Source organism: Nocardiopsis sp. iso_40 (assembly GCF_056173285.1).
Genome location: NZ_CM149666.1, coordinates 4,227,353 through 4,253,947, shown reverse-complemented (window position 1 = coordinate 4,253,947; position 26,595 = coordinate 4,227,353). Strand labels below are relative to the sequence as shown.

Genomic DNA, 26,595 nt, shown 5'->3' with positions numbered 1-26,595 from the left:
GCCGACGCCCGGGTGTCCGGCCGATGGCGTACCGGGGAAACCCGGCCTGTGGACGGTGACCGGAGGGTCCCCGAAGAGAACTAGGCTGGAAACCGTGGCAGGCCGGATCAAAGACGAAGACATCGCCCTCGTACGCGAGCGCACCCCCATCGCTGACGTGATCGGCGAGTACCTCCAGTTGCGCAACGCCGGAGGCGGATCGCTCAAGGGGTTGTGTCCCTTCCACGACGAGAAGTCCCCCTCCTTCAACGTCACCCCGGCCAAAAACCTCTACTATTGTTTTGGTTGCGGAGAGGGCGGGGACGTCATCTCCTTCGTGCAGCAGATCGACAGCCTCAGCTTCGCCGAGGCGGTCGAGTCGCTGGCGCGGCAGACCGGGATCGTGCTCCGGTACGAGGAGGGGGGACGCAGCACCTCCCGGCGGGACGAGGGCAAGCGCCAGCGGCTGCTGGACGCCCACCGCACCGCCGCCGAGTTCTACTCCGAACAGCTCCTGGCCCCCGGGGCGGTCACCGCACGCCGGTTCCTGGACGAACGCGGCTTCAACCGGGTCCACGCCGAGCACTTCGGTCTGGGCTTCGCCCCCGCGGGCTGGCAGAACCTCACCGACCACCTGCGCGCCAAGGGGTTCACCGACGCCGAGATCATCGAGGGCGGACTGGCCAGCCAGGGGCGGCGCGGCGCCTACGACCGGTTCCGCAACCGGCTGCTCTGGCCGGTACGCGAGGTCACCGGGGAGGTCGTCGGGTTCGGCGCGCGCAAGCTCGACCCGGCCGAGGACGGGCCCAAGTACCTCAACTCCCCCGAGAGCCCGATCTTCCACAAGGGACGCCTGCTCTACGGGCTGGACCTGGCCAAAAGGGAGATCTCCCGGCAGGGCAAGGCGGTCATCGTCGAGGGCTACACCGACGTGATGGCCTGCCACGAGGCGGGCGTCACCACGGCGGTCGCCACCTGCGGCACCTCCTTCGGCGAGGACCACCTGAAGATCCTGCGCCGGATGCTGCTGGGCCGCTCCAACCACGGCAGCAGGGTCGTGTTCACCTTCGACGGCGACAAGGCCGGACAGAAGGCCGCCGTGCGCGCCTTCGCCGAGGAGCACGGCTTCACCTCCGAGACCTTCGTCGCCGTCCAGCCGGACGGGCTCGACCCCTGCGACCTGCGGCTGCAGCACGGGCCACAGGCCGTGGCCGACCTGGTCGAAGGCGCCAGTCCGCTGTACGAGTTCATGATCCGCAACATCGTCGAGGGCTACGACCTGTCCAGCGCCGAGGGCCGCATCGCCGCCCTGGACGCCGCGGCACCGGTGATCGCCAGCATCCGGGACGAGGGCGTGCGCCTGACCTACGGCAAGAACCTGGACCGCTGGCTGGGACTGATGGACGAGTCCTTCGTGCTGCGCCGCGTCCGCCAGCACATGGGTCGCGGACGTGCGCGCGGCGGCTCCGCGAAAACCCCCGCGGCCCCGCCGGTGCCCACCCCGGACGCCCGGTCGGCCCCCTACGACCTCCGGGACCCCTCCGTGCAGCGGGAGCGCCAGGCGCTCAAGGTCGCGGTCAAGCACCCGAACCTGGCCCACGGCTTCGACACCCTCAGCGAGGAGGACTTCACCGTCCCCCAGCACCGGGCAGTGTTCCGGCTCATCCAGGAACAGGGCGGGATCTCGGGGGTGCAGAATCCGGAAACCTGGGCTCTCATCCTGCGTGACGCGGCCCTGAATGACGCACAACGCGATTTTGTCACGCGCCTGGGTGTAGAGGAGATCGAGTTCTATGGAGAACTCGACGAGCATTTCGCCCAGCAAATGCTGAGCACAATCAGAACTCATTCCATCAACCGGCGGGAGGCAAACCTCAAATCCGAGCTCCACCGGATCGACCAGGCCGCCCAGCCGGAGGAGTACAACCGGGTATTCGTCGAACTCATGCGCCTTGGCCAGCAGAAACGAGCTCTTCAGGAGTCCGGGGGCGGTGGCGTGTAGCACCGGGGTGACAATAGTAGTTCTCCCTCCCCGGGTAGTTTTATGGGCACAATGTAGTGGTGGCTCCCACTGTTGTGACCAACGAAATACCGCCTGTTCGTCAGGTGGTCCGACTACTACCTGAAGCGGGTCGGGGAACGGTCAGCCGCGGGGAGGTCGCGTCGGCGTTGGAGCGCCTGGACGCGCCCCCCGGCTCCCTGGACCGGATGATCACCGGCCTCGCCCGTGCCGGCGTCGACGTGGCCGACCCCGATGAGGCGGCCCCCGCGGACCCGGGCCGCCGATCGGGTTCCGACCTGGTCCGCCTGTACCTGCGCGAGATCGGCAGGGTCCCCCTGCTCAGCGCGCAGGAGGAGGTGGACCTGGCCAAGGCGGTCGAGGCGGGACTGTACGCGCAGCGCCGCGAACCCGAACCGGGGGTGTGCGCCGCGGACGAACTCGCCGAGCTGGTGGAGGAGGGCGGACGTGCCAAACGGCGCCTCATCGAGGCCAACCTGCGCCTGGTCGTGTCGATCGCCAAACGCTACCTGGGGCGGGGACTGCTGTTCCTGGACCTGATCCAGGAGGGCAACCTCGGTCTGATCCGCGCGGTGGAGAAGTTCGACTACGCCAGGGGTTTCAAGTTCTCCACGTACGCCACGTGGTGGATCCGCCAGGCGATCACCAGGGCCATCGCCGACCAGGCCCGCACCATCCGCGTCCCGGTACACATGGTCGAGAACATCCAGAAGCTCCTCCGCATCCAGCACCAACTCCACCAGCGGTTGGGCCGGGAACCCAGTGTCGCCGAGATCTCCTCGGCCGCCGGGTTCGGCGGGGAGCGTGTCCTGGAGATCCAGCGCATCGCCCGCGAACCCGTGTCCCTCCAGGCACCCATCGGGCAGGAGGAGTCGGACTTCGGCGACTTCATCGAGGACTCCGACGCGGTGGCACCGGCGGAGGCGGCCGCCTTCACGATTCTCCAGGAACAACTGCGGGTGCTCCTGGGCGACCTCTCCGAACGCGAACAGCGCATCATCCGGTTGCGGTTCGGTCTGGCCGACGGCCGCCCGCGCACCCTGGAGGAGGTGGGCAGGGAGTTCGGTGTGACGCGGGAACGGATCCGTCAGATCGAGGCGAAGACCCTCGCCAAGCTCCGCCATCCCTCGCGGGCGGGTACCCTGAAGGACTTTCTGCGCAGCAGCTGACCGGGGCGCGGGCCAGGCGGGTCGTCTACAACGTCCGGGAGGGCCTCCGGGTTCCCACTCCTGCGAGAACGGCCTCATCTGGCCGACATGGGCCGAATGGCCCGTCCGGCCCCCGCTGTACCCCTACGGTCGAGGTGTGAACGCCACCCCGTCCCAGCCGAGGCCCAGAACAGCCGTCGGGCGGCGTCCACTGCTGGTACTGGGCGCGGCCGCCGCCGCAGCGACACTGCTCGTGGGAACCCTTGTGCTCGTGAACCAACGCGAACCGGAACGGATCGGCTACTTCGCCGACTGGAACGTGGCCAACCGCGGCTACACCGTGGACGAACTGCGCGCAAGCGGTGCCCCCGAGCACCTCACCAGAATCATGTGGGCCTTCGGCGACATCGACCGGGACGGCCTGTGCCACATCCCGCAGGACAGCCACGACCAGCCCTGGGAGCTGTACCAGCGCCGCTACGACGCCGACGAGAGCGTCAGCGGGGAGGCCGACGACTACGAGCAGGAACTGGCGGGCAGCCTCAACCAGCTGCGCCAGCTCCGCGCGCAGTACCCGGACCTGGGGGCCAGCCTGTCCCTGGGCGGCTGGAACTGGTCGGTGAACTTCTCCACCGCGGCCCGCACCGAGGAGTCCCGTCAGGCCTTCGTGGCCTCCTGCCTGGACCTGTGGCTGCGCGGCGACCTCCCGGTCCGCGACGGGGAGCCCCAGGGCGGGGCGGGGGCGGGCGCGGGCGTCTTCGACGGTATCGACCTGGACTGGGAGTGGCCGGGCGGTCAGGGCAACTCCGACAACGTGGAGCACCCCGACGACCCCCGCAACTTCACCCTGCTGGTCGCCGAGTTCCGCCGCCAGCTCGACGAGCTCTCCCGGGAGACCGAACGGGACTACGTCCTGTCCGTCTCCCTGCCCGGGGGAGCCGCGCACAGCGAGGCCTACGAGGCGGAGGTCTTCGACCACGTCGACTTCGCCACCGTGCAGGGGTACGACTTCGCCGGCCCCTGGAGCGAGCGCACCGCCCACCACTCCAACCTCCGCGTCCCCGCCTATGACGAGGACGCCAACAGCGTGGACCAGGCGGTCCGGCGCTACCTGGACCTGGGGGCCGAGCCCGGACAGATCGTCATGGGCGTTCCGGCCTTCGGCCGCGGCTGGCGGGGCGTCCCCGCCGAGGAGGCGGGCCGCCACCAGGAGGCCGCCGCTCCCGCCGAGGACGACTACGACGGCCCCACCCGGGCCTTCAACGACCTCGAGGAGACGGAGGGGCGCCGCTACCTGGACGAGGAGGCGGGCGCCTACTGGGTCTACGACGGCGACCAGTGGTGGACCTACGACAACCCCGACGTGATCGGTATCAAGGGCCGGTACGTCCGGGACCACGGCCTGGCCGGGATGATGGTCTGGAGCCTCGACATGGACCCCGACGGCGTCCTGGTCCGGGCCGTGCACGACTCCCTGGAGTGAGCTTCGGCCCCGCCCCGGCACCGGAGCCGCAGCCCGGCGGGCCGAGCCGCGTGCCGTGGTTGCCACGCCGCCACCGCCCGCGACACGCTGTGGGCATGGCCGACCCGCACAGCACCACCGCACGCCCGGACCTGACCGCGCTCCGCAGGGACCTGGAGGACGGCGTCCAGGGGACCGTCGCCCTGGACGCGGGCACACTCGCCCTCTACACCTCCGACGCCTCCAACTACCGCCGGGTCCCGCTCGCGGTGGTCATCCCCGAAACCATCGACGACTGCGTCGCCGCCGTCCGCGCCTGCGCCGCGCACGGGGTGCCGATCATCCCCCGTGGCGGCGGTACCTCCATCGCCGGAAACTCCATCGGTACCGGCGTGGTCATCGACACCTCACGCCACCTGCGCACCATCGAGGCCGTCGACCCCGAGGCCCGTACCGCCAGGGTCCAACCCGGAGTCATCCTCGACGAGCTGCGCGCGGTCACCGCCGAACACGGGCTCACCTTCGCCCCGGACCCCTCCACCCACAGCCGGTGCACCATCGGCGGCATGATCGGCAACAACGCCTGCGGCTCCCACTCGGTCGCCTGGGGCACCACCGCCGACAACATCGTCGAACTGGACCTGCTGCTCTCCGACGGGACCCGGATCACCGTCGGGTCCGGGCACACCGCGGAGGAGTTCGCGGAACTGGCCGCCCGCCCCGGCCGCGAAGGGCGGATCCACGCCGCACTGGGCCGCCTCGTGGAGGCCCACCGTTCCGAGATGCGCACCGCCATGCCCGATTTCCGGCGCCGCGTCTCCGGCTACGCCCTGGACCGCCTGCTCCCGGAGAAGGGCCGCGACGTCGCCGCCTCCCTGGTGGGGACCGAGGGCACCTGCGCCATGGTCCTGGGTGCCACCGTGCGCCTGGTCGAGTCGCCGCCGGCCCGTGCCCTGGCTGTCCTGGGCTATGAGGACGCCCCGGCCGCAGCCGACGCCGTCCCCGGCATCCTCGGGCACTCCCCGCTCACGGTCGAGGGGCTCAACGACCGCATCGTCGCGGCCCTGGACCGGAACGGTTCGAAATCCCGGGTGCCCCTGCCGCTCGGCCACGCCTGGCTGTTGGTGGAGATCGCGGGCGGCGACGCCGAGCAGGCCGCAGCCGCGGCCCAGGCGATGCTCGACTCCCTGGACGGGACCAGCCGTCCCCGCGACGCCGCCGTGGTCACCGACCCGGCCCACCAGAAGGCGCTCTGGCGTATCCGCGAGGAGGGCGCCGGGCTCACCTCCCGCACCCCGACCGGAGCCGAGGCGTGGTCGGGGTGGGAGGACGCCTCGGTGCCGCCGGAGAACCTCGGCGCCTACCTGCGCGACTTCGAGGACCTGATGGCCCGCCACGGCCGCTACGGGGCGGTCTACGGCCACTTCGGCGACGGCTGCCTGCACGTGCGCATCGACTTCGAGCTCACCCGCCGGAGCGGCCGCCGCGAGTACCGCGCCTTCATGGAGGAGGCCGCCGGGATCGTGGTCCGGCACGGCGGGTCGCTCTCCGGTGAACACGGTGACGGACAGGCCCGGTCCGAACTCCTCAGCCGCATGTACCCCGAGGGCCTCATCCGTGCCTTCGGTGAGTTCAAGCGGGTCTGGGACCCGGAGAACCTGATGAACCCGGGCATCATCGTCGACCCGCTGCCGCTGGACGCCGACATCCGGGTGGCCGCCGACCTACGGCCCGAACTCCCCCTGCTCTCCGAGGCCACCCTGGCCTACGGCGAGGACGACGGTGATTTCGCCAAGGCCCTGCGCCGCTGCTCCGGTGTGGGCAAGTGCCGCCGCCAGAGCGGTCCCGGAGTGATGTGCCCCAGTTACCAGGTGACCCAGGAGGAGAAGCACTCCACACGCGGCCGCGCCCACCTGCTGTTCGAGATGGCCAACGGGGAGGTGATCACCGACGGGTGGCGTTCGGAGGAGGTCCGGGAGTCACTGGACCTGTGCCTGTCCTGCAAGGGCTGCCTGAGCGACTGCCCGGTCAACGTGGACATGGCCTCCTACAAGGCCGAGTTCCTGCACCAGCACTACAGGGGCCGGGTGCGTCCGGCCGCGCACTACTCGATGGGCTGGCTGCCGGTCCTGGCCCGCCTGGCCGCGGTGGCACCGGTGGAGGCCAACCGGGTGGTCCGCCTGCCCGGCGTGTCCTCCCTGGCCAAGCGGATGGCCGGGGTGGCCGCCCAGCGCGAGCTCCCGGCCTTCGCCCGCACCACGTTCACCCGGGCCTTCCAGCGCCGCCAGGCCCGCGGCGGGGGGCGCGTCGGCGGCCCCGGGGTGGTGCTGTGGCCGGACACGTTCGGCAACCTGCTCAACCCGAACGTCCTCGCCTCCGCCGTGCAGGTGCTGGAGGACGCCGGGTTCTCCGTGGTGCTGCCCAAGGGGCAGGTCTGCTGCGGGCTCACGTGGGTCTCCACGGGCCAGTTGGACGTGGCCCGTGCGGTGATGCGCCGTGCGGTGGCCTCCCTGGCGCCCCTGGTGTCCCAGGGGCTGCCCGTGGTGGGTCTGGAACCGAGCTGTACGGCGGCGCTCAAACACGATCTGGTGGAGCTCCTGCCGGGGGAGGAGAGCCGGCGTGTGGCGGCGGCGGTGCACACCTTCGCGGGTTTCCTGGAGGAGTACGCCCCGGACTGGCAGCCGCCGCGCGTGCCCGCGTCGGCGCTGGCGCAGGTGCACTGCCACCAGCACGCGGTGACGGGCTTCGACGCTGACCGGGACCTGATCTCCCGTGCCGGGATCGACGGCGAGGTGCTGGACTCGGGCTGCTGCGGGTTGGCGGGGGACTTCGGCTTCACCGAGGGCCACTACGAGGTGTCCCAGGCGATCGGGGAGCGCGAACTGCTTCCCCGGGTGCGCGCAGCGGACTCCGACACCCTGGTGCTCGCCGACGGCTACAGCTGCCGCACCCAGATCGAGCAGGGGACGGGGCGCAGGGCACTGCACCTGGCCGAGGTCCTGGCCAGGGGTCTGGCCGAGCGCGACCGCGGGCGTGCCCGGGGGTGAGCGCCGTCCGCGGGTGCCGTCCGGGGGGCGCCCCCCGGACGGCACCCGCTCACACGCCCATCTGCTCGCGCAGGAGGGCCAGGGCCCGGGAGACGGCGTCGGACAGCCGGGGGTCCCGGGGGTCCAGGCCCTCGCCCAGGTGTACCCGCCAGTCGATGTCGGTGCCCAGCGGTGTGCGCCGGGCCACGAGCCGGAAACCGGTGGTGGAGCCGGTGCGGGGGAAGGGGACGAAGCGGTTCACCAGGATGGTGGAGGTGACCCGTTCGGAGACCGTTTCCGCCATCCGGCGGTAGTCCACCGGGTCGCCGGTCAGTTCGGTGCGCAGCCGCACGGTGTGCCCGCCGACGCCCTCTTCGACGAAGGTGAGTGTGTCGGGGCTCCAGCGGGCCTGGTCGATGTCCTGCCAGGGCACCGCCCGGCCGCCGGGCAGGTACAGGGCGCGGGTGGTCGCGACGAGGACGGCGCCGTCCCCGGCGGGAGCGGCGACGGATGCGTGCGCGAGCACGCGTTCGCCCCGCTCCAGCCGGGAACGCACCTGTTCGGGAACGTCCCGACCGAACAGTGCCATCGTCAGGCGTCCCGGCCCTCGTCGGAGCCCTGGCTGGGCCGGGTCCCGTTGGCCAGGCTGGTTTCCGCCTCGACGAGGTCGGCCTCCTCATCACTGGGGCGTGCGAGGAAGTCGCGCACGGAGGTGATCGGCATCTTCTCCACGGCCCTGTCGTAGGCGGCCCTGCCGGCCTTGCTGGTCTGGGCGCCGACTACCCCGGCCACCTCCTGGACCAGGGGGCTGTCCGCCACCCTGCGGGCGGTGCGGGACAGTTGCTCGTAGCGGGCCCTGCCCGCCTTGGCGCCCAGGACGTATCCGATGGCGAGTCCGGCGACGAACGTGATCCGGTAGCGCATGGCTCCCTCTTTACGGCCTTGGTTGCGGTCGGCGTGGTCCGTGCCCCGACGTTACCCCTTCGTGGTTCGGGCCACACGGGCCGACACCGGTCACGAGCACTCTCCAGGCGCGCTAGTCTGTTCATGTCGCCGGAGCCGCAGGGCTTCGGAGTCGCGCGATCCCGCGTAGCTCAATCGGCAGAGCAGCCGGCTGTTAACCGGCAGGTTACTGGTTCGAGTCCAGTCGCGGGAGCAGTGGATGGGGGCCCGTCGGAGAGATCCGGCGGGCCTTCGTCGTTTCCGGCGGTTCCGTGGGCGGCCCTCCCGGCGGCTGGCCGCGTGATGTGCGCAGCAGGGTGTGCCGCGGTACGGAAAGACGTCGCGAGCACCCCTGGAAAGGCGCTAGGCTTGTTCATGTCGCCGAGGCCGCAGGCCCCGGAGTGACGCGATCCCGCGTAGCTCAATCGGCAGAGCAGCCGGCTGTTAACCGGCAGGTTACTGGTTCGAGTCCAGTCGCGGGAGCAGTGGATGGGGGCCCGTCGGAGAGATCCGGCGGGCCTTCGTCGTTCCCGGCGGTTCCGTGGGCGGGCAGGGGAGACCCTCACCCGCTGCCAGTCCCCTGGAGGGCTCCAACGCGGGCACGAGGGCGTCGTGTTCAGATCCGGCCCATACCGCCGATGATGAGCTGACGGTTGCGGTGCGGCATCTGGTAGCTCCCGAAGACGGGGGGAGCAACCGGCAGGGTCCGCCACTTCTGGGCCTGGAGCAGGCCGGGGGGTACGGACTCCCAGCCTTCGAAGAAAGCGGAGATCTCCTTCTCGGTCCGCCAGTACCCGTGGCCGAGCCGCTCGGTGAACAGGTGCTGGAGTTGTTCGGCCCGGAGCGCGTCCTTGGGATACCGCGCGGGGTCGGGGCGGCAGTAGTGGCTGAGGACCATGTGGCTACCGGGTGCCAGTGAGTCGCGTAGGGTCGCGATGCTCCGGGCTGCCGCGGCCGCGTCGGTGGTGTGCGAGACAACGCCGGTGAGCAGCAGTCCGACCGGTTGGTCCAGGTCGAGGAAGCGCTGGCTCTCCGGGTTGCGCAGCAGACCGGACGCGTCGTCCAGACCGCCGGGTACCGCGGTGGTGGTGCGGCCGTCGCGGATCAGGGCGAGGTGGTGGGTGAGCACCACGGGGTCGTCGCTGGCGTAGACGACGCGGGCCCCGGGGTTGCTCTCGTGGGCGATCTCGTGCGGGTCACCGGGAGCGGGCATACCTGCACCGACCTGGAGGAACTGGTGGATCCCCAGGTCCGCGGCGAGGTGCCGTACCGCACGTTGGAGGAAGGCGCGCTCCCCCAGGACGATGTTGACGAAACCAGGGGCCGTGCGCTCGGCCTGGGTGGCCAGCTCGCGATCGACGGCGAAGTGGTCCTTCCCCTTGAGGTGGAAGGAGTGGAGTCGCGTGATGCTGGCCCTGGCCAGGTTGACGGGCGGCGGGGGTTTGGCCCTGACGTGTTTGCCCCCCGCCTGCCTCAGGAAATCGGGGGAGGTGAAACGAGACATCGCCGTCCTCTTGTCTGAGGTGGGGAAGTGCGGTCGACTCCCAGGATTGTGGGACGGCCCCCGCGCGGGGGCGCGTCAAAGGATTGTATTCCGCCTTGGCGTGGTTGTTAACCGCGTCAGGGACACCGGTGGTAAAAATCGTTGCCCGAGGTCGGCCCGGAAGGTGTACGCGCTGCGTGTTACGCCTGCCTTGGGTGGACAAGCACTTATACACCCAATGTCCATTATGCGAGGAACGGCTCGGTGGCATCGTGCCTTCGGCGGCCCGGTGGTGCGGAGATCCCCAGGAGGAAGGCGGTTCCGGCGCGCCCCTCCGTTCCCCGCCGACGCCCGCACGCTCCGGGTCCCGGAGGGGGAACCGGGGCACCGGTCCGAACGCTCGGCCGTCGAATCGTCCGGACCCCTTATGGGAAAAAGGTGTGCCATTTCGCTGGCGAACCGTCTGCCAGCGGAAATCCCGCACGGTGCGATTGGAACATTTGTTCCCCCCTTCACCGGGAAGCATCGTAAAATGACCCCGCGGCGAGGGACACACCACGCGCGCATCCTCGGCCCCCGCGTGCACGAACGCCGTTAACCTGGGGGTATGGACCGTCCCTACACCATCCTGAGCTGCGCGATGTCGATCGACGGCCGTATCGACGACACCAGCCCCGAACGCCTCCGCCTGTCCAACGAGGCGGACTTCGCCGAAATCGACGAGCTGCGCGCCGGATGCGACGCGATCCTGGTCGGCGCGGGGACCCTGCGCGCCGACAACCCCCGGCTCCTCGTGCGCTCCCCGGTCCTGCGCGAGCGCCGCGCCGAGCAGGGGCGTACCGAGAACCTGCTCAAGGCCGTGGTCACCCGCGGCGGCGACGTGGACCCCGGGGCGCGCTTCTTCTCCACCGGTGACGCCGGCGCGGTCGTCTACACCGGCGGCTCCGGAGTGGCCACCGCGACCCGGTGCCTGGCCGGGCGCCCCGACGCCGACCCGCCCGTCGAGGTCGTCGACGCGGGCGACCCGCCCACCGCCGACGCGATCCTGACGGACCTGGCCGACCGGGGCGTCACCCGGCTGCTCGTCGAGGGCGGCGGGCACATCCACACGATGTTCCTCGGCTCGGGGCTGGTCGACGAGCTCCGGCTGGCGGTCGCCCCGTTCCTGGTGGGTGAGGAGGACGCTCCGCGCTTCGTCATGCCGGGCTCCTACCCCTACACCCCCCAGGCGCCGATGCGCCTGGTGGAGGCCCGCTCCCTGGACGGGATCGCCGTCCTGAGGTACTGCCTGGCCACGGAGGGGCGGCGGTGACCGAGGCGGCGGAGCAGGCCCGCGGTCCAGCACCGGCGGCGGGGGAGGCCGACCGGTACTGGCTGGAGCGCGCGGTGGAGCTGTCCCGTTCCTGCCCGCCCTCGGACACGGCCTTCTCCGTGGGCGCCGTCGTGGTGGCCGAGGACGGCCGCGTGCTGGGCGAGGGCCGCTCACGCCGCGACGACCCGCACGACCACGCCGAGGAGGTGGCCCTGCGCGGGATCGACCCCGACGAGCCGGAGCTGGCCGGGGCGACGATGTACTCCTCCCTGGAACCGTGCAGTTCCCGTTCCTCGCGCCCCCGCTCCTGCAGCGCCCTGATCCTCACCACACCCATTCCGCGCGTGGTCCTGGCCTGGCGCGAACCGGCCCTGTTCGTCGACTGCGACGGGGCCGAACGCCTGGCCGCCGACGGACGGACCGTGGTCGAGCGCCCCGACCTCGCCGGACCCGTGCGCGAGGTCAACGCCCACCTGCTCGGCTGAGCGCCCGGCCACGGACAGGGCCCGTCCGGGCTCCGGCGGGAGGCGGACGGAGCCCGGGCTAAAGCCGGTTCACGTCCGTCACGTGGACCACCGCGCGGCCCTCGGCGTTGGAGGCGGCCAGGTCGACTTCGGCGCTGATGCCCCAGTCGTGGTCCCCGGCCGGGTCGGCGAGGATCTGGCGGACCCGCCAGATGTCGTCCTCCTCCTCGATGAGGAGCATCTTCGGGCCGCGCGCGTCCGGTCCGGTGCCGATCTCGTCGTGCTCGGCGTAGTACGCCTCCACGGCCTCGGCCCACTCCTCGCCGGTCCACTCGTCGTCCTCGGACAGCTTGCCCAGGTCGCCGTAGCGGCGCCGGGAGGCCAGCTCCACCCGGCGGAACATCTCGTTGCGGACCAGCACACGGAAGGCCCGGGCGTTCGCGGTGACCGGGCGGACCTTCTCCTCGGTCTCCGCCGTCTCGCCCTCGACCTCCTCCTCGGGGTTGGTGAGCTGCTCCCACTCGTCCAGGAGGCTGGAGTCGACCTGGCGCACCAGCTCGCCCAGCCACTCGATGAGGTCCCGCAGCTCCTCGGTCTTGGCGTCGTCCGGCACCGTCTGGTTGAGCGCCTTGTAGGCGCTGGCCAGGTAGCGCAGCACCAGCCCCTCGGAGCGGGCCAGCTCGTAGTGGCCCACGTACTCGACGAAGTTCATCGCTCGCTCGTACATGTCGCGGGCGACGGTCTTGGGCTGGAGCGGGTGGTCGCCCACCCAGGGGTGACCGCGCCGGTAGACCTCGTAGGCGTGGTCGAGGAGCTCCTCCAACGGCTTGGGGTAGTCGACCTCCTCCAACCGCTCCATGCGCTCGTCGTACTCGATGCCGTCCATCTTCATCTCCTGGACGGCCTCGCCGCGGGCCTTGTTGAGCTGGGCGCCGAGGATCTGGCGGGGGTTGTCCAGGGTGGACTCCACCACGGTGAGCACGTCCAGCGGGTAGGTCGCGGACTCCGCGTCCAACAGGTCCAGGGCGGCCAGCGCGAACGTGGACAGCGGCTGGTTGAGCGCGAAGTCGGCCTGCAGGTCCACGGTGAGGCGCGCGGTGCGGCCCTGGTCGTCCGGTTCGGGCAGGGTCTCCACGATCCCGCCGTCCAGCAGCGACCGGTAGATGGCGATCGCCTCGTGGATGTGGCGGCGCTGCGTCCTGCGGTCGTCGTGGTTCTCGGTGAGCAGGTGCTTCATCGCGGTGAAGCAGTTGCCCGGCCGCGCGATCACGCTCAGCAGCATCGCGTTGCTCACCCTGAAACGCGAGTTGAGCGGCTCGGGGTCGGCCTCGATGAGTTTGCGGAAGGTGGCCTCGTCCCAGGAGACGAACCCCTCGGGGGCCTTCTTGCGCACCACCTTGCGCCGTTTCTTGGTGTCGTCGCCGGCCTTGGCCAGCGCCTTCTCGTTCTCGATCACGTATTCGGGGGCCTGGGCGACCACGTTGCCGACGGTGTCGAAGCCCGCTCGTCCGGCGCGCCCGGCGATCTGGTGGAACTCGCGCGCGCGGAGCCGGCGCACCCGTACACCGTCGTACTTGCTCAGCGCGGTGAACAGCACGGTGCGGATGGGCACGTTCACGCCCACCCCCAGGGTGTCGGTGCCGCAGATGACCTTGAGCAGTCCCGCCTGGGCCAACCGCTCGACCAGGCGGCGGTACTTGGGCAGCATCCCGGCGTGGTGGACGCCGATACCGTGCCGCACGTACCTGGACAGGTTGCGCCCGAACTTGGTGGTGAAGCGGAAGTTGCCGATCTCCTCGGCGATCTTCGCCTTCTCCTCCTTGGTGCACATGTTGATGCTGGTCAGCGACTGCGCGCGTTCCACGGCCTGTGCCTGGGTGAAGTGCACGATGTACACGGGGGCGTCGCCGTTGCCGAGAAGCTCCTCGAGGGTCTCGTGCAGCGGCGTGGTCCGGTAGTCGTAGTAGAGGGGGACGGGGCGCTCGGCGGAGGCGACCACGGCGGTCGACCGTCCGGTGCGCTTCTCCAGGTCCTCCTCGAACCGGCTCACGTCCCCGAGGGTGGCGGACATCAGCAGGAACTGCGCCTGGGGCATCTCCAGCAGGGGGACCTGCCAGGCCCATCCGCGGTCGGGCTCGGCGTAGAAGTGGAACTCGTCCATGACGACGGTGTTGATGTCGGCGTCGGCGCCCTCCGCCAGGGCGATCTGGGCGAGCACCTCCGCCGTGCAGCACACGATGGGGGCGTCGGAGTTGACGCTGGCGTCGCCGGTCATCATGCCGACGTTCTCGGTGCCGAAGATCTTGCACAGGTCGAAGAACTTCTCCGACACCAGCGCCTTGATGGGCGCGGTGTAGAACGCGCACTCGTCCCGGGCCAGGGCGGCGAACAGGGCGCCGGTGGCGACCATGCTCTTACCGGAGCCGGTGGGCGTGTTGAGGATGACGTTCGACCCGGAGACGACCTCGATGAGGGCCTCCTCCTGGTGCGGGTAGAGGGTGAGGCCCCGCTCCTCGGCCCACAAAGCGAACGCCTCGAAGAGGGAGTCGGGTTCTGGTTCGGCCGGAAGCACATCAATGAGACTCACGGTCTCTATACTGCCCGCTCCCCGACCCCTTTCGGGACACGAGGCGGTGTCCGTCCCCTCAGCGGCTCCGGGGCGGGTCCGCACGACACGGCGGGCACGCCCCCGTGGCGGGGGCGTGCCCGCCGTCGCCCGAACGGTCGTCAGGGACCGGACCGGAGCGGCCGGGAGCGTCCTCAGACCAGGCCGAGCTGCTTCACGGTGTCGCGCTCCTCGACGAGCTCCTGCACCGAAGCGTCGATGCGGCCGCGGGAGAACTCGTCGATCTCCAGGCCCTGCACGATCTCCCACCGGCCGTTCTTGGAGGTGACGGGGAAGGAGGAGATGAGGCCCTCGGGGACGCCGTAGGAACCGTCGGAGGGGATGGCCGCGGAGGTCCAGTCGCCCTCGGGGGTGCCGTTGACCCAGTCGTGGACGTGGTCGATGGCGGCGTTGGCGGCCGAGGCGGCCGAGGAGGCGCCGCGGGCCTCGATGATGGCGGCGCCGCGCTTGGCGACGGTCGGGATGAAGTCGTTCTCCAGCCAGGCCTGGTCACCGACGGCCTTGGCGGCGTTGGCGCCGTTGACCTCGGCGTTGAACAGGTCGGGGTACTGGGTGGCGGAGTGGTTGCCCCAGATCGTGAGCTTCTTGATGTCGTTGATCGACACGTTCAGCTTCTTGGCGAGCTGGGTCAGCGCACGGTTGTGGTCCAGGCGCGTCATCGCGGTGAAGCGCTCGGCCGGGACGTCCGGGGCGTGGCTCTGCGCGATCAGGGCGTTGGTGTTGGCGGGGTTGCCGACCACCAGGACGCGGATGTCGTCGGCGGCGCCGGCGTTGATCGCCTCACCCTGGGGCTTGAAGATGCCGCCGTTGGCCTGGAGCAGGTCGCCGCGCTCCATGCCCTTGCCGCGGGGGCGGGCGCCGACCAGCAGGCCGACGTTGGCACCCTCGAACGCCTTGTTGGCGTCGTCGAAGATGTCGATGCCCTGGAGCAGCGGGAAGGCGCAGTCGTCAAGCTCCATCGCCGTGCCCTCGGCGGCCTTGACGGCCTGCGGGATCTCCAGCAGGCGCAGCTTCACCGGGGTGTCGGCGCCGAGCAGCTGGCCGGAGGCGATCCGGAACAGGAGGGCGTAGCCGATCTGGCCGGCAGCGCCGGTGACGGTGATGTTGACGGGTGCTTTGGACATGCGTGAACTCTCCTGACGACGGTGTGCGACCCGCGATGTTACCAACGGGTTCGAAGCGGCTCCGGTGCCGGGCCCAGGGGGTACGGCCAGGCGCGCGCCGCACCGTCCCACCCTAGACCGCTCCCCGGCGGCCGTCGTGACCCAGGTGCTCCCAAGCGGTTCGCGCGTTGTCCCGGTCACGGTCAACCCCTGTGGGGCAACGGATTTACGGCGCGGAAACGGCGGACGCATCCTGTTAGGATGACGTTTGCTGACGACGGAGGGCCGGTAGCTCAGTTGGTTAGAGCAGGGGACTCATAATCCCTGGGTCGCGGGTTCGAGTCCTGCCCGGCCTACCCCTCTCACCAGCGTGGAACCCCCTCCACGCCGCGCTGACGGCTCTCCTCGGCCGTCGGTGCACCACCCTTCCAATTCTTGCGCCGGGGTGGGGTGTGTCGCCTCTCTCGCTTTTCGTGACGTTTGTCCGAATGGCTTCTTTTTCTGGTTTTCGGGATGCGCACGTCCAGTGAAGGCCGTGTTCGCGTCCGTAAACGGACAACGTCGGAACCCTTCCTCCACGCAGCCGGACGAGGCCCTCCCCTAAACTGGCCGCCGGTCGGAGACCGCCGTGTCACGCGTCTCAGAAACCACCGCACGGCCGGGGCCGTCGGACAGTTCAGCGGACAGGTGCAGCCGGGGAGGAAGGCGTGTGGTGGACGGGGGCCGAACGGGGACAGACGACACACACCGGCGGAGCTCGGTCTGGGACCACATCCTCAGGGGCGTCTCCGTCGCCGCAGTGGTCCTGCTCGTCCTGGCCGCCTTCAACACCACGGTCACCTCGGACGTGACCGCCCGGCCCTCCGGCCGACAGGACGAACCCGTGGCCCGACCGCTGGCCGAACTGCTGGACCGAGTCGGTATCTCCCAGGACGGGTCCGCGGGCACCGCGGACCTCGACGGGGCGGGCAACAGCCTGTCCGCCCGTGCCCTCGCCGCCGCTGGATGGCACCCCTCGGGTGAGGTCTTCCTCCTGGACACACCGCTCGACCTGCCCGCCTACGGTCCGGGCCGCCCCGACCACCTGGTCTCGGACGGCCAGTCCGTGGCGCTCGCCTCCGAACCCGCCCGCCTGCGCTCCCTGACCTTCCTGGTGACCGGCACCAGGACCGACGGCACCGGCGCGGACGTCCGTGGTTCCGGGCGGGTGGTCTACGCCGACGGCAGCACCCAGGACTTCCCGCTCGCGGTGCCGGACTGGGCGGCCGGGCCGGCCGGTGACGCGGCACTGTCCCTGCCCTACGCCAACTCGGCCACGGGCTTCGGACAGGGCGCCATCGGCGCCGTGCGCCTGTACGCCCGCTCCGTCCCGGTGGACCCCCACCGCGAGATCGACCACGTCGTCCTACCCACGGTCCGCGACGGCGAGGCGAGGCTGCACGTGTTCTCCGTGGGGGCGCGTCCGGCGGAGCAGGCGTGGACCGGGACCTGGGCCCGGGCCACCTCCGGATACTCGGAGGTGGGCCCCTGGCAGGACCAGACGCTGCGTCTGACGGCGCGCACCACCACTGGCGGCCGCAAGGCACGGATCCGGTTCGACAACACCTTCGCCTCCCGTCCCGTCTCCCTCGGCGCGGCCTCGGTAGCGCTGCGCTCGGAAGGGGCTGCGACCCGGGGCGAGGCGGTGGCGCTCACCTTCGACGGGGACCCCGAAGCGGTGATCCCGGCCGGGGGAAGGCTGATCAGCGACCCGGTCGAGATCCTCCTGCCGCCGCAGACCGAGGTCCTGGTCAGCATCCACCTGCCCGAACGGGTGACGGCCGCCCCGATCCACTACGCGTCGGTGGACACCAACTACACGAGTGTTCCGGGCAGCGGGGACCAGACCCTGGACAGGACGGGACAGCCGTTCACGGGTGTGGTGGAGCAGTGGCCCTTCCTCACCGGGATCGAGGTGGTCGACGGGCCGGGCACGGTGGTGGCCTACGGCGACTCCATCACCGACGGCATCGGCTCCGGCCGGGACACCTACACACGCTGGCCCGACGTGCTCAGTTCACGCCTGCACGCCAGTGCGGACCTGCCGAACCTGGGAGTGCTCAACCTCGGGATCGCGGGCAACCGGGTCACCTCGGACGGCTACCCGGGGGAGGGAGTGTCCGCCTACTCCAGCGGCGTGAGCATGCTGCACCGGGCACAGCGCGACGTGTTCTCCCAGAACGGGGTGGAGTCGGTGGTGGTCTTCGCGGGGATCAACGATCTGCGCTGGGGCGTGCCCCCGGACGTGGTGGTGGCGGGGCTGGGGCGCCTGGCCGACACCGCGCACGAGTACGGCGTGCGGGTGTTCGTGGCGACCCTGGTGCCGTGCGCGGGGGAGTCCCGCTGCACCGCCGAGGTGGAACAGGGGCGGCAGCGGGTCAACGCCCACCTGCGGGAACAGGCCCTGGACCCGGACCCGCTCTTCGACGGGGTGTGGGACTTCGACCGGGTGCTGCGTGACCCGCAGGCTCCGGAGAGGCTGCGCCCGGAGTACGACTCCGGCGATCACCTGCACCCCAACGAGGCCGGGTTGCGGGCGATCGCGGAGTCGGTGGACCTGTACCAGCTGGTCGGCGGCTGACCCGGTCTGGGTGCGGTCAGCGCGGGCCGCGCAGGTGGTGGTGGATCACCAGGTCGACGTAGACCCCGCCGAGGTCGTCGAGGCTGAGCCCGGACCCGGGGTCGTACCAGTGCAGGAGTGAGTCGAAGGTTTCCAGGACGGTGTCCGTGGCCCTGCCGGTGTCGCGGATCCGGAACTGGTCGGCGGCGGCCCCGGCCGCGATGATCTCGTGGACGTGTTCGCGGAAGGCCCGGTGCAGTGAGCTGACCTCGCGGTGCCTGGCGGGGTGGATGGCCCGCAGGGCCGGTAGGAGTTCCTGGCTGAGGGCGATGGCGGTCCGGTGCCTCCAGCCGGAGCCCACGTGCCGGTGGACGAGGTCGGACATGCGTTCGGTGGGCGCCCGTGCGGGGACGTCGGCGGCCAGTTGGCCGTTGACGCGTTCGCGGGTGGCGCGCAACACGACGGCGTAGGACAGGTCGAACCTGGTGGGGAAGGCGCGCCTCAGGCACGCCGCGTCGGTGCCGGTCTCGGCGGCGAGCCGGCGGGCCAGGTCGGACATGGCCATGCCCCGGGAACCGTGTTCGGCGAACAGCCGGGCCGCGCAGTCCAGTACGGGGGCCGTCGTGCGGAGCGCGTGAGGGGAGAGGTCGGCCGTCATCCTTCGGTTTCTCGTGGTTGTTCTGCGTCGAATGGACGCGGGTCGGTGGTCTTGCAGGCGCCCCGCCCGCGGGGGCGCGGGTTCAGGCCGGGCCCGGTGCGACGGCCGTGCCCTGTGCCCGTCCGGTGGTCAACGACACCAGGTCGTCGACGCGTTCGGTGGCGAGGGCGTCCACGCCCATGCCGATCAGGCGGGCCATCTCCGGGAACTCGTTCACCGTCCAGGCGGCGATCCGATAGCCGAACCGGTGTATCTCACCCACGGTCTCCCGGTCCAACAGGGTGTAGTGCGTTCCCAGGAACGCCGGGCGCAACGGGCGTACCAACTCCTCCGGCGGCGGACCGGGCTGGTCCCACGCCAGCATCAGCCGTGCGTCGGGGCGGCGGCCCCGCAGGGCCTGGAGCGTCTCCAGGGGGCCGGTGAACAGCGCCTGGTCGCCGAAGCCGTGCTCACGCAGGACCGTGTCGGCGGCCAGCGCGGCCTCCGGAGCGGCCGCGTCGACCAACAGCGGGGAGGCGTCCCGGCCGCAGAACTCGGCCAACACCTCCATCAGCGTGGGCACCCGCCGTTCCACGTCGTCGCGGGTCGCGGCGACCTCGGCCAGGGTCAGCTCCCCGATCTGGCGGGGCGGGGAGCCCGGGGCGGTCACGACGCGCTCGTCCACCAGGACCGGGTACCCGTCCGAGGTCAGGTGGACGTCGATCTTGACCAGGTCGGCTCCGGCGCGCAAAGCTGAACGCAGGGCCGGGAGCGTGTTGCCCGGGAATCGTGCGGTGTCTCCGCGTAGTGCGATGGACAGCGTCATACAGTCAAGAGTGGCAAAAAGCATCGCGGCATGTGGCGTAAACAGGAAAAACGCCTACCAAGACGGCCCGATGCCCGCCAGCGCGGCGCGGTGCGCGGGGCCGCAGCACCGGGATTGCGAGCGGTCTCACGTCGTGTGGGCGCTGTTCCGGACGCAGCGACCTGGGAAACTTTGTTACCGGGTGTCGTGACCGCACGGCGCCCGTCAGGCCGGCCCCCGAGTGTGAGGCGAACGATGATCCCGGACCAACGGCGAGAGCACATCCTGAAGCTCCTCCAGGAGCGGCACGTGTTGAGTATCAACGAGCTCACGTCGATGCTGTCCGTCTCCCACATGACGGTACGCCGCGACATCCAGGCCCTGGAGAACGACGGCAAGGTCCTGTCGGTCACCGGTGGCGTGCGGCTGGCCGCCCGGCTCAAGAGCGAGCCGTCCTACCTGGCCAAGGCCCAGTTGGAGGTGCCCGCCAAGCGGGCGATAGCGCGTGCCGCCGCCGAGCTGGTGCGGGAGAACTTCACCATCTACCTCGACGCGGGCACCACCACCCTCCAGATGGTGCCGCTGCTCACCGACAAGGTGGGGCTGACCGTCATCACCAGCGACTTCAACGTCGTCGGACACCTGATGGAGTACCCGGGGATCGAGTTGATCCACACCGGGGGCGTGGTGTCGCACTCCGACCACTCCTCGGTCGGTCAGTTCACGGCGGACTTCCTGCGTCAGGTCAACGTCGACCTCGCGTTCATCGCGAGCAGTTCCTGGGACGCCGAGCGCGGTTCGACGACCCCCTCCGAGGCCAAGGTGATCGCCAAGCAGGAACTGCTGCGCATCGCCTCCAAGAGCGTCCTGGTGGTGGACAGCACCAAGTACGGCAAGTTCGGCACCTTCAGGGTGGCCCGCCTGGAGGAGTTCGACCTGATCATCACCGACGACCGGCTGCCGCGCTCCGCGGTGGAGGAGCTCGGTGAGCGCGACGTGCGCCTGAGGACGGTGGGGAGCGACTGACCCGGTGCGTGCCCGGGAGGGGCGCCGTCGGCCGGGGGGTGACCGGCAGCCCCCGGGGAGAGCCGTCCGCGGGCGGCCTCAGTCCTCCCCGGCGTCGAGTTCGGCGGGGGCGAACAGGGCCAGCTCGGTGCCGTCGGGGTCGTGGAAGACCAGGGTGGACCCCTCCTCGCTGTGGAAGACGGGGGTGTGCTCCACCTCCAGCCGGGTGAAGCGGTCCTCCCATGCCTCCAGGTGGCCCAGGTTGGCCACGGTCAGGGTGAGGCGGTCCAGGCCGCAGCGGCGGTGGTCGAAGCGCCCCTTGAAGTTGTCCGGGTACTGGACGAGGTCGATGAGCGCACCGCAGGGGTGGCTGAACCCGGTGCGCATGACCCCGTCCCGGCACTCCCGTCGCTGCGCGCGGAAGCCGAGGACGGAGCGGTAGAAGTGCGCGCTCTCCTCGTGGTCGCGCACGGAGAGCGTCACACGCCCCAGACCGGTCAGCGGCGGAGCGGAAGGCGAGGGGGCGAAGCGGAGGCGGGCGCGTGGAGCCAGCGCCTTGAACATCTCAAGCACGTTTCCCGAGGCTAGACGAGCCCGGCGCCCTCCGTGCGACTCCTTAACGCGTACTTAACACCTCAGGTCACGGTGACCCCGGTGTCCTTGGTCACGGGGGCCTCGGGGCCCGAGGCCCCGCGCTCGTACCAACGGCCGCGCAGCACCAGGGTGGTCACCGCGAACGAGATCACACCGCCCGCCGTGGCCAGCGCGAACGCACCCTGGTGCCCGTATGAGTCGGCCAGGGCGCCCGAGACCATGGAACCCAGGGACTGCCCCAGGATCAGGCTGCTCAGGATGATCGCCATCGACTGCGACAGGCGGCTGGGCGGGGCGGCCCGCTCGATCAGCCCGAACAGGCTCACCAGGTGCGGTCCGATCGCCGCCCCCAGGACGAGGATGGTGACCGCGAGGGTCGCCGGCCCGTGGTCCAGGTACAGCGGGAGGGTGAGCAGGGCCAGACCGCCCGCGGCCACCCGCGTCCGGGCGGTCAGTGAGAAGCCCACCGGCAGCGAGGCCATCATCAGGCCGGCGACGGCGCTGCTGGAGCCCATCACCGCGTACATCAGACCGGACAGGTCGCCGTGCCCGGCGTTGTCCGCGAAGGCGGTCACCCCGGTGGACATTCCGCCGAAGAACAGGCCCTGGCAGAACATCGGCACGGCGAGCAGGAGCAGCGCCGGGCGGGCGATGCGGCCCGCGGCCCCGCGCACGGGGGCCGACCCGGCGGGGGCGGTGGGGTGCAGGGCGAACACGGCCCCGAACACACCGATCAGGACGGCCGCGCCGAGCACGCTCGCCGAGGGCGAGATGGTGAGGGTGAGCAGGCCGACCAGAGCGGGGCCCAGGACGAACGAGGCCTCGTCCAGAACGCCCTCCACGGACATCGCGGCCGACACCGAGCGTTCGCGCTCCGCTCCCCGGGCGGCACCCTTCCGGATCAGTACCACCCAGCGGGTGCGTGCCATCGGCCCCACCTGGGGCATGCACAGCCCGCCGACGGCGGCGAGCGCCACCAGGGCGGGCAGGGGCGCACCGGTCGTGACGGCGGCGACGAGGAGGGCGATCAGCGCGGCGTCGAGGACGGCGGCGGCCAGGACCGGGACGCGTTGCCCGTGCCGGTCGGCGAAGCGGGCGATGACCGGTCCGCCCACGGTCTCGCCGAGTGCGAAGGCACCCGAGACCAGCCCGGCCGCGGCGACGCTCCCGGTGGTGCTGGTGACGAGGGTGAGCAGCCCGATCAGGGTCATCGAGACGGGCAGCCGGGCCAGGAAGGTGGCGAGGAGCAGGGGCCAACCGGCGATCCGGTTCATCCGCCGCAGGGTTTCCAGAGGTGACATCCAGCCTCGTTCTGTGTCGTGTTGCCTTGCCGTCGCCCTCGGCCGCAAACCATCCCATGATAGGCGGACTGTCGCGGGAGGGGTACGGGAGCCCGCTTCCGCGGGTGAGGCGGACCCCGCGCGGGCTGTGTAGGTTCCCCCCATGGACTACGCCGAACTGTCCCGGGGCGTGCGCCGGACCCTGACCCCCGCTCCCGGCTGGCCCACCAGGGGCGCCCTCGTGCGGGACGTGCTGCTGTGGCTCGGGGTGTGCCTGCTGCTGACCGCCGAGTTCTTCGCCTTCGCGGCCGTGGGCTACGACGTCATGGCGAGGGCGTTCGTCTTCGCGGCCCTGGCGGGGCTGACCATCGTGCTCACCCGCACCTACCCCCTGCTGGCCCCCTGCCTGGCCGTGTTCGTCACCCTCTCGGGCCAGTCCTTCCTGGTCCTGCTGACCTGTGTGTCCTATCTCGCCGGACGCCGTTCGTCCCGGGGCTGGCTCGCCGTACTGCTCTTCGTGCTCCTGTCCCTGGCGGTCGCGGTGTACGTGCTGAGCGTGCGCGAACAGACCCCGGGGCTGTGGGTCACCGCCGCGACCGCTCTGGTGTTCTGCACGGCCCTGCCCTGGCTGGTGGGGGTCTACCGGCGCCAGCACCTCGAACTGGGCGCCGCCGGATGGGAGCACGCCCGGCAGCTCCAGCACGAACAGCGGCTCACCGCAGAACAGGCCCGACTGCGGGAGCGCTCGCGGATCGCCCAGGACATGCACGACTCGCTCGGCCACGAACTCAGCCTGATCGCCCTGCGGGCCGGGGCCCTGGAGGTGTCCCCGGACCTGGGGGAGGGGCACCGGCGGGAGGTCGCCGACCTGCGCGCCACCGCCGTCTCGGCCACCGCGCACCTGCGCGAGATCATCGGGGTGCTGCGCGCAGACAGTGAGCCCGAAGCCGCTCCCACCGCCCCTGCGGGGGAGAGCGTCGCCGCCCTGGTCGAACGCGCCCGTGACTCCGGGGTCCGGGTCACGCTCGTGAGCGAGGGGGCTGTCGGCGAACTACCGCCGATGGTGGACCGCGCCGCCTACCGGGTCGTGCAGGAGTCCCTGACCAACGCCACCAAGTACGCGCCGGGCGCTCCGGTGACCGTGCGGCTGAGCGCGGACGACGCCCTGCTGCGGGTGCGGGTCACCAACACCGCGGCCCGGGGGCGGGGGCCGGTACCCGCGGTCAGCGGCGGGCACGGGCTCACCGGCCTGCGCGAACGCGTCCGGCTGGTGGGCGGTTCCTTCACCGTCGGCCCGCACGAGGAGGGCTGGCAGGTGTGCGCGGCCCTGCCCCTGAACGGCGGCTCGGTGGCCGCGGACGGGGAGGAGGGCGGTGCCGAGGCGATCGACGAACTCCAACGGGCGGCCCGTCGCAGGGTCCGGCCGTGGACCACGGCACTGGTCGTCACGCCGGTCGTCGTCGTCATGCTGGTGGTCGGGGTGGTCTACGCCCTCATCGCCCGGGTTCTGGAGGACACCACCCTGCCGCCGGAGGACTTCGCCTCGATCTCCGTCGGCGACAGCGAGGAGGACCTCGCCCGGGTGCTGCCCCCGTATCCGTCCGGGATGAGCGATGACCAGTTGGCGGACTTCGTGTCCGCGGACCCGGACTGCGACCACTACCGCAGCAGCTCGGGAATGTTCGACGAGGGAGTGGTCTTCTACCAGCTCTGCTTCGAGGGAGGGGTGCTGACCGCCAAGGAGCGGTTGGAAAGCCGGTGAGACCGCCGCTGTGGGATGCTTTCCGGACAACCGATGCTTGAGGAGGGCGCGTCCGTGATCAGGGTGCTGCTCGCAGACGACGAGGCGATGATCCGTGCGGGTGTGCGGGCGATCGTGCAGAGTGATCCGGAGATCGAGGTGGTCGCGGAGGCGGCCGACGGGCGCGAGGCGGTGGAGCTGGTGCTGTCCCACCGGCCGGATGTCGCGCTGCTGGACATCCGGATGCCCCGGATGGACGGCCTGGCGGCCACCGCGGAGATCCGCCGGGTGGCTCCGGAGACCAGGGTCGTGATCCTGACGACCTTCGGCGAGGACAGCTACATCTCCCAGGCGCTCGGCGACGGGGCCAGCGGGTTCCTGCTCAAGGCCGGTGACCCGCGCGAGCTCGTCTCCGGGGTGCACGCGGTTGCCGAGGGCGGAGCCTACCTGTCCCCGCAGGTGGCGCGTCAGGTGATCGCGCAGTTCGGCGGCGGCCGGGCGGCCAGGGAGGCGGCGGCCGCGGAGCGCCTGGCCGGGCTCACCGAACGGGAACGGGACGTGCTCGCCCTGGTCGGGGCGGGGCTGTCCAACGCCGACATCGCCGAACGGCTCTTCCTGGTCGAGGGCACCGTCAAGAGCTACGTGAGCGCCATCCTCAACCGGTTGGGCATGAAGAACCGCGTGCAGGCCGCCATCCTCGCCCACGAGGCGGGACTGGCGGGTGAGTCCGCCCGATGAGGGGACCGGGCCGTTCCGGCCTCCCGCGGGAGGAGGCCACCCTGCTCGCGGAGTCCTGGAGGCGCCTGGCGGGGGCGGGCGTCGATGCCAGGGCGGTCGGGGAGGAGTTGCTCGACCGATGGAGCGAGGAGCACCGCCGCTACCACACGCTCAGCCACCTGTGGAGCGCTCTGCGCGCCGTCGAGGTCCTGCGGGAGGAGGCCCACGACGTGGACGCGGTGCGTTACGCGGTCTGGTTCCACGACGCCGTCTACGAGGGGCGCCCCGGACAGGACGAGGACGAGAGCGCGGCGCTGGCCGAACGGCTGCTCTCCCTGATGGGGCAGGACCCGGAGCGGATCGCCGAGGTGGTGCGCCTGGTGGGGGTCACCAAGGACCACCGGCCCGGTCCCCGGGACGCCGACGGCGCGGTGCTCTCCGACGCCGACCTGTCCACCCTGGCCGCCGGGCCCGAGGAGTACCTCGTCTACACCGCGGCGGTCCGGGCCGAGTACCGGCACGTACCCGACGGGGCGTTCCGGGCGGGGCGGCTGGAGGTTCTGCGGTCCCTGCTGGAGGCCCCGCACATCTTCCACACCACCTTCGGCCGGACGCACTGGGAGCCCAGGGCCAGGTCCAACATGCTCGCCGAGATCGACCGCCTCAGCCGTGGCGGTGCCGGGGAACCGCCCCCGCACTGACCGGGGACGGGCCGGGGCGCCCCGGACGGAACCGCCTGGCCCGGCCTTCGCGCCCCGGGGCTCAGACGGGCCGCGGGTGCTTGGGGCGGCGAAGCCCCGCCGCGCGCAGACGGGTGACGATCTCGCGGCCGCTGACGTGCTCGGCGCCCAGTTCCAGCGCGCGGGCGTGCAGGTGTTCGGGGATGTCGTAGTGGTCCCGTTCGAAGGCGCGCGGGTCGACGCCGAGGTCGCGCGCGAAGGAGTGGAGTTCGGCGTAGGAGCTGTCGCTCACCAGGTGTGCGAAGCGCCAGCCGCGCGGGCCCGGCCAGACGGGGCTGTCGATCAGGATGCTCACTGCGCTCCCGGGGCGGTCACGGCGCGCCAGGGCACCGGGCTGGACAGGACCATGGTGCTGGATGGGCGGCCGTGCTCGGCGAGCTGGTCGATGACCTCCTCGAAGTGCTCCATGGAGCGCACCGCGATCAGCAGGACGCAGCAGGCGTCCCCTGTGACGCGGTGCACCTGGAGGATCTCCGGCAGTTCCAGCGAGGACCGTTCACGCAGCAGGCAGTGCGCGCCGAAGCACTCCATCCGCACCAGCGCGGTCACCGGGAGCCCGGCCGCGGCCGGGTCCACGTGTGCGTGGTAGCCGGTGATCACCCCGCGGTCGGTCAGCCGGCGGACGCGGTCGGCCACGGCGGGCGCGGAGAGGTTCACCCTGCGGGAGAGCTCGTTGAAGGAGAGCCGCCCGTCCTGCTGGAGCTCGTTGAGGATCCGCTGGTCAACGCTGTCCAATGGGGTTGCCAGTCGTGAGGCCATATTTTGCGTTCCCAAAGCCGATGGTGGTTTCCCGTTACGAATACTAAGCCAATGCCCGACTTGTGTCGTCAGCGGCCATTCCTTCCAGCGGTAATTTGTCCGAGTATGTGAGTTCACGCTCACGCTGCCGTGCGCGGGGCCTCCCGGTCGCGG

Annotated in this window: 22 protein-coding genes and 3 tRNA genes; 14 read left to right on the top strand and 11 right to left on the bottom strand. The window is 71.1% G+C overall.

The genetic code is table 11. The features are described 5' to 3' along the window. Nucleotides 1-94 precede the first annotated feature (94 nt). The 4 genes from dnaG to AC0VYD_RS18530 all read left to right on the top strand — a co-directional run bounded on the left by dnaG (nucleotide 95) and on the right by AC0VYD_RS18530 (nucleotide 7,656). A complete protein-coding gene (gene dnaG, locus AC0VYD_RS18545; RefSeq protein ID WP_475476747.1) occupies nucleotides 95-1,981 on the top strand; it encodes a DNA primase in 1,887 nt (628 codons plus the stop codon). Nucleotides 1,982-2,085: 104 nt separating this feature from the next. Next, nucleotides 2,086-3,168 (top strand): RNA polymerase sigma factor RpoD, encoded by a 1,083-nt coding sequence (rpoD, locus tag AC0VYD_RS18540; protein ID WP_475480304.1) that lies wholly within the window; start codon nucleotides 2,086-2,088, stop codon nucleotides 3,166-3,168. A 136-nt stretch (nucleotides 3,169-3,304) separates the two neighbouring features. Continuing rightward, the gene (locus tag AC0VYD_RS18535) at nucleotides 3,305-4,630 is read left to right on the top strand and encodes a glycoside hydrolase family 18 protein (protein ID WP_475476746.1); all 1,326 of its coding nucleotides are present in this window, start codon (nucleotides 3,305-3,307) and stop codon (nucleotides 4,628-4,630) included. Between the two features lie 95 nt (nucleotides 4,631-4,725). Beyond that, a complete protein-coding gene (locus AC0VYD_RS18530; protein ID WP_475476745.1) occupies nucleotides 4,726-7,656 on the top strand; it encodes an FAD-binding and (Fe-S)-binding domain-containing protein in 2,931 nt (976 codons plus the stop codon). 49 nt (nucleotides 7,657-7,705) lie between these two features. Here AC0VYD_RS18530 and AC0VYD_RS18525 read toward each other — a convergent pair whose 3' ends face one another. Both AC0VYD_RS18525 and AC0VYD_RS18520 read right to left on the bottom strand, forming a co-directional pair. Then, nucleotides 7,706-8,224, bottom strand: coding sequence for a hypothetical protein (locus AC0VYD_RS18525; protein WP_475476744.1), 519 nt, complete (start codon nucleotides 8,222-8,224; stop codon nucleotides 7,706-7,708). Between the two features lie 2 nt (nucleotides 8,225-8,226). Then, the gene (locus tag AC0VYD_RS18520; RefSeq protein WP_475476743.1) at nucleotides 8,227-8,559 is read right to left on the bottom strand and encodes a hypothetical protein; all 333 of its coding nucleotides are present in this window, start codon (nucleotides 8,557-8,559) and stop codon (nucleotides 8,227-8,229) included. Nucleotides 8,560-8,718: 159 nt separating this feature from the next. Between AC0VYD_RS18520 and AC0VYD_RS18515 the strand changes: the two genes are divergently transcribed. Continuing rightward, a tRNA-Asn gene (locus AC0VYD_RS18515) sits at nucleotides 8,719-8,791 on the top strand. Between the two features lie 196 nt (nucleotides 8,792-8,987). Further along, nucleotides 8,988-9,060, top strand: a tRNA-Asn gene (locus AC0VYD_RS18510). A gap of 133 nt (nucleotides 9,061-9,193) precedes the next feature. Here AC0VYD_RS18510 and AC0VYD_RS18505 read toward each other — a convergent pair. Then, the gene (locus AC0VYD_RS18505) at nucleotides 9,194-10,081 is read right to left on the bottom strand and encodes an SAM-dependent methyltransferase (RefSeq protein WP_475476742.1); all 888 of its coding nucleotides are present in this window, start codon (nucleotides 10,079-10,081) and stop codon (nucleotides 9,194-9,196) included. Between the two features lie 586 nt (nucleotides 10,082-10,667). Here AC0VYD_RS18505 and AC0VYD_RS18500 point away from each other — a divergent pair. Together AC0VYD_RS18500 and AC0VYD_RS18495 are read left to right on the top strand one after the other, a co-directional pair. Then, the gene (locus AC0VYD_RS18500; RefSeq protein ID WP_475476741.1) at nucleotides 10,668-11,372 is read left to right on the top strand and encodes a RibD family protein; all 705 of its coding nucleotides are present in this window, start codon (nucleotides 10,668-10,670) and stop codon (nucleotides 11,370-11,372) included. Next, nucleotides 11,369-11,857 carry a cytidine/deoxycytidylate deaminase family protein gene (locus AC0VYD_RS18495; protein WP_475476740.1) on the top strand — a complete coding sequence of 163 codons (489 nt, stop codon included), beginning with the start codon at nucleotides 11,369-11,371 and terminating at the stop codon, nucleotides 11,855-11,857. Before AC0VYD_RS18500 ends, AC0VYD_RS18495 begins: the two co-directional genes overlap by 4 nt. A 58-nt stretch (nucleotides 11,858-11,915) precedes the next feature. Here the strand turns inward: AC0VYD_RS18495 and AC0VYD_RS18490 are convergent, their stop codons facing one another. Together AC0VYD_RS18490 and AC0VYD_RS18485 are read right to left on the bottom strand one after the other, a co-directional pair. Beyond that, on the bottom strand, nucleotides 11,916-14,408 hold the full coding sequence (locus AC0VYD_RS18490) for a DUF3516 domain-containing protein (protein ID WP_473040888.1): 2,493 nt from the start codon (nucleotides 14,406-14,408) through the stop codon (nucleotides 11,916-11,918). Between the two features lie 188 nt (nucleotides 14,409-14,596). Next, nucleotides 14,597-15,586, bottom strand: a complete 990-nt coding sequence (locus AC0VYD_RS18485; RefSeq protein WP_473038734.1) for a malate dehydrogenase — start codon at nucleotides 15,584-15,586, stop codon at nucleotides 14,597-14,599. Nucleotides 15,587-15,847: 261 nt separating this feature from the next. Between AC0VYD_RS18485 and AC0VYD_RS18480 the strand changes: the two genes are divergently transcribed. Further along, nucleotides 15,848-15,921: transfer RNA gene (locus AC0VYD_RS18480), tRNA-Ile, on the top strand. Between the two features lie 353 nt (nucleotides 15,922-16,274). Beyond that, nucleotides 16,275-18,185 carry a GDSL-type esterase/lipase family protein gene (locus AC0VYD_RS18475; RefSeq protein ID WP_475476739.1) on the top strand — a complete coding sequence of 637 codons (1,911 nt, stop codon included), beginning with the start codon at nucleotides 16,275-16,277 and terminating at the stop codon, nucleotides 18,183-18,185. Nucleotides 18,186-18,201: 16 nt separating this feature from the next. Here the strand turns inward: AC0VYD_RS18475 and AC0VYD_RS18470 are convergent, their stop codons facing one another. Together AC0VYD_RS18470 and AC0VYD_RS18465 are read right to left on the bottom strand one after the other, a co-directional pair. Beyond that, the gene (locus AC0VYD_RS18470; protein WP_475476738.1) at nucleotides 18,202-18,822 is read right to left on the bottom strand and encodes a TetR/AcrR family transcriptional regulator; all 621 of its coding nucleotides are present in this window, start codon (nucleotides 18,820-18,822) and stop codon (nucleotides 18,202-18,204) included. A gap of 82 nt (nucleotides 18,823-18,904) precedes the next feature. Then, entirely contained in the window at nucleotides 18,905-19,627 is a 723-nt protein-coding gene (locus AC0VYD_RS18465; protein ID WP_475476737.1) for a glycerophosphodiester phosphodiesterase, read from the bottom strand. A 234-nt stretch (nucleotides 19,628-19,861) separates the two neighbouring features. Here AC0VYD_RS18465 and AC0VYD_RS18460 point away from each other — a divergent pair, with 234 nt between their 5' ends. Next, nucleotides 19,862-20,632 carry a DeoR/GlpR family DNA-binding transcription regulator gene (locus AC0VYD_RS18460; protein WP_191272528.1) on the top strand — a complete coding sequence of 257 codons (771 nt, stop codon included), beginning with the start codon at nucleotides 19,862-19,864 and terminating at the stop codon, nucleotides 20,630-20,632. Nucleotides 20,633-20,710: 78 nt separating this feature from the next. On the opposite strand, the gene AC0VYD_RS18455 is transcribed toward AC0VYD_RS18460, so the two are convergent. Both AC0VYD_RS18455 and AC0VYD_RS18450 read right to left on the bottom strand, forming a co-directional pair. Continuing rightward, entirely contained in the window at nucleotides 20,711-21,175 is a 465-nt protein-coding gene (locus tag AC0VYD_RS18455; RefSeq protein ID WP_475476736.1) for a VOC family protein, read from the bottom strand. Between the two features lie 71 nt (nucleotides 21,176-21,246). Next, nucleotides 21,247-22,506 carry an MFS transporter gene (locus AC0VYD_RS18450; protein ID WP_475476735.1) on the bottom strand — a complete coding sequence of 420 codons (1,260 nt, stop codon included), beginning with the start codon at nucleotides 22,504-22,506 and terminating at the stop codon, nucleotides 21,247-21,249. A 142-nt stretch (nucleotides 22,507-22,648) separates the two neighbouring features. Between AC0VYD_RS18450 and AC0VYD_RS18445 the strand changes: the two genes are divergently transcribed. The 3 genes from AC0VYD_RS18445 to AC0VYD_RS18435 are packed head-to-tail and all read left to right on the top strand — an operon-like array spanning nucleotide 22,649 to nucleotide 25,644. Then, complete coding sequence (locus AC0VYD_RS18445) at nucleotides 22,649-24,247, top strand: sensor histidine kinase (protein ID WP_475476734.1); 1,599 nt, start codon at nucleotides 22,649-22,651, stop codon at nucleotides 24,245-24,247. Between the two features lie 54 nt (nucleotides 24,248-24,301). Then, nucleotides 24,302-24,964, top strand: coding sequence for a response regulator (locus tag AC0VYD_RS18440; protein ID WP_475476733.1), 663 nt, complete (start codon nucleotides 24,302-24,304; stop codon nucleotides 24,962-24,964). Further along, a complete protein-coding gene (locus tag AC0VYD_RS18435) occupies nucleotides 24,961-25,644 on the top strand; it encodes an HD domain-containing protein (protein ID WP_475476732.1) in 684 nt (227 codons plus the stop codon). Before AC0VYD_RS18440 ends, AC0VYD_RS18435 begins: the two co-directional genes overlap by 4 nt. 61 nt (nucleotides 25,645-25,705) lie before the next feature. Here AC0VYD_RS18435 and AC0VYD_RS18430 read toward each other — a convergent pair whose 3' ends face one another. Beyond that, nucleotides 25,706-25,978, bottom strand: a complete 273-nt coding sequence (locus tag AC0VYD_RS18430) for a DUF4031 domain-containing protein (protein WP_475476731.1) — start codon at nucleotides 25,976-25,978, stop codon at nucleotides 25,706-25,708. Beyond that, nucleotides 25,975-26,442, bottom strand: a complete 468-nt coding sequence (locus AC0VYD_RS18425; RefSeq protein WP_473038741.1) for a winged helix-turn-helix transcriptional regulator — start codon at nucleotides 26,440-26,442, stop codon at nucleotides 25,975-25,977. Before AC0VYD_RS18425 ends, AC0VYD_RS18430 begins: the two co-directional genes overlap by 4 nt. Nucleotides 26,443-26,595: the final 153 nt, after the last annotated feature.

Bases quoted from the DNA above. Each gene is read 5' to 3' on its own strand.
- AC0VYD_RS18530 (WP_475476745.1), top strand. From the start codon at position 4,726: ATGGCCGACCCGCACAGCACCACCGCACGCCCGGACCTGACCGCGCTC.
- AC0VYD_RS18525 (WP_475476744.1), bottom strand. From the start codon at position 8,224: ATGGCACTGTTCGGTCGGGACGTTCCCGAACAGGTGCGTTCCCGGCTG.
- AC0VYD_RS18520 (WP_475476743.1), bottom strand. From the start codon at position 8,559: ATGCGCTACCGGATCACGTTCGTCGCCGGACTCGCCATCGGATACGTC.
- AC0VYD_RS18505 (WP_475476742.1), bottom strand. From the start codon at position 10,081: ATGTCTCGTTTCACCTCCCCCGATTTCCTGAGGCAGGCGGGGGGCAAA.
- AC0VYD_RS18500 (WP_475476741.1), top strand. From the start codon at position 10,668: ATGGACCGTCCCTACACCATCCTGAGCTGCGCGATGTCGATCGACGGC.
- AC0VYD_RS18485 (WP_473038734.1), bottom strand. From the start codon at position 15,586: ATGTCCAAAGCACCCGTCAACATCACCGTCACCGGCGCTGCCGGCCAG.
- AC0VYD_RS18470 (WP_475476738.1), bottom strand. From the start codon at position 18,822: ATGACGGCCGACCTCTCCCCTCACGCGCTCCGCACGACGGCCCCCGTA.
- AC0VYD_RS18465 (WP_475476737.1), bottom strand. From the start codon at position 19,627: ATGACGCTGTCCATCGCACTACGCGGAGACACCGCACGATTCCCGGGC.
- AC0VYD_RS18460 (WP_191272528.1), top strand. From the start codon at position 19,862: ATGATCCCGGACCAACGGCGAGAGCACATCCTGAAGCTCCTCCAGGAG.
- AC0VYD_RS18455 (WP_475476736.1), bottom strand. From the start codon at position 21,175: ATGTTCAAGGCGCTGGCTCCACGCGCCCGCCTCCGCTTCGCCCCCTCG.
- AC0VYD_RS18450 (WP_475476735.1), bottom strand. From the start codon at position 22,506: ATGTCACCTCTGGAAACCCTGCGGCGGATGAACCGGATCGCCGGTTGG.
- AC0VYD_RS18445 (WP_475476734.1), top strand. From the start codon at position 22,649: ATGGACTACGCCGAACTGTCCCGGGGCGTGCGCCGGACCCTGACCCCC.
- AC0VYD_RS18435 (WP_475476732.1), top strand. From the start codon at position 24,961: ATGAGGGGACCGGGCCGTTCCGGCCTCCCGCGGGAGGAGGCCACCCTG.
- AC0VYD_RS18425 (WP_473038741.1), bottom strand. From the start codon at position 26,442: ATGGCCTCACGACTGGCAACCCCATTGGACAGCGTTGACCAGCGGATC.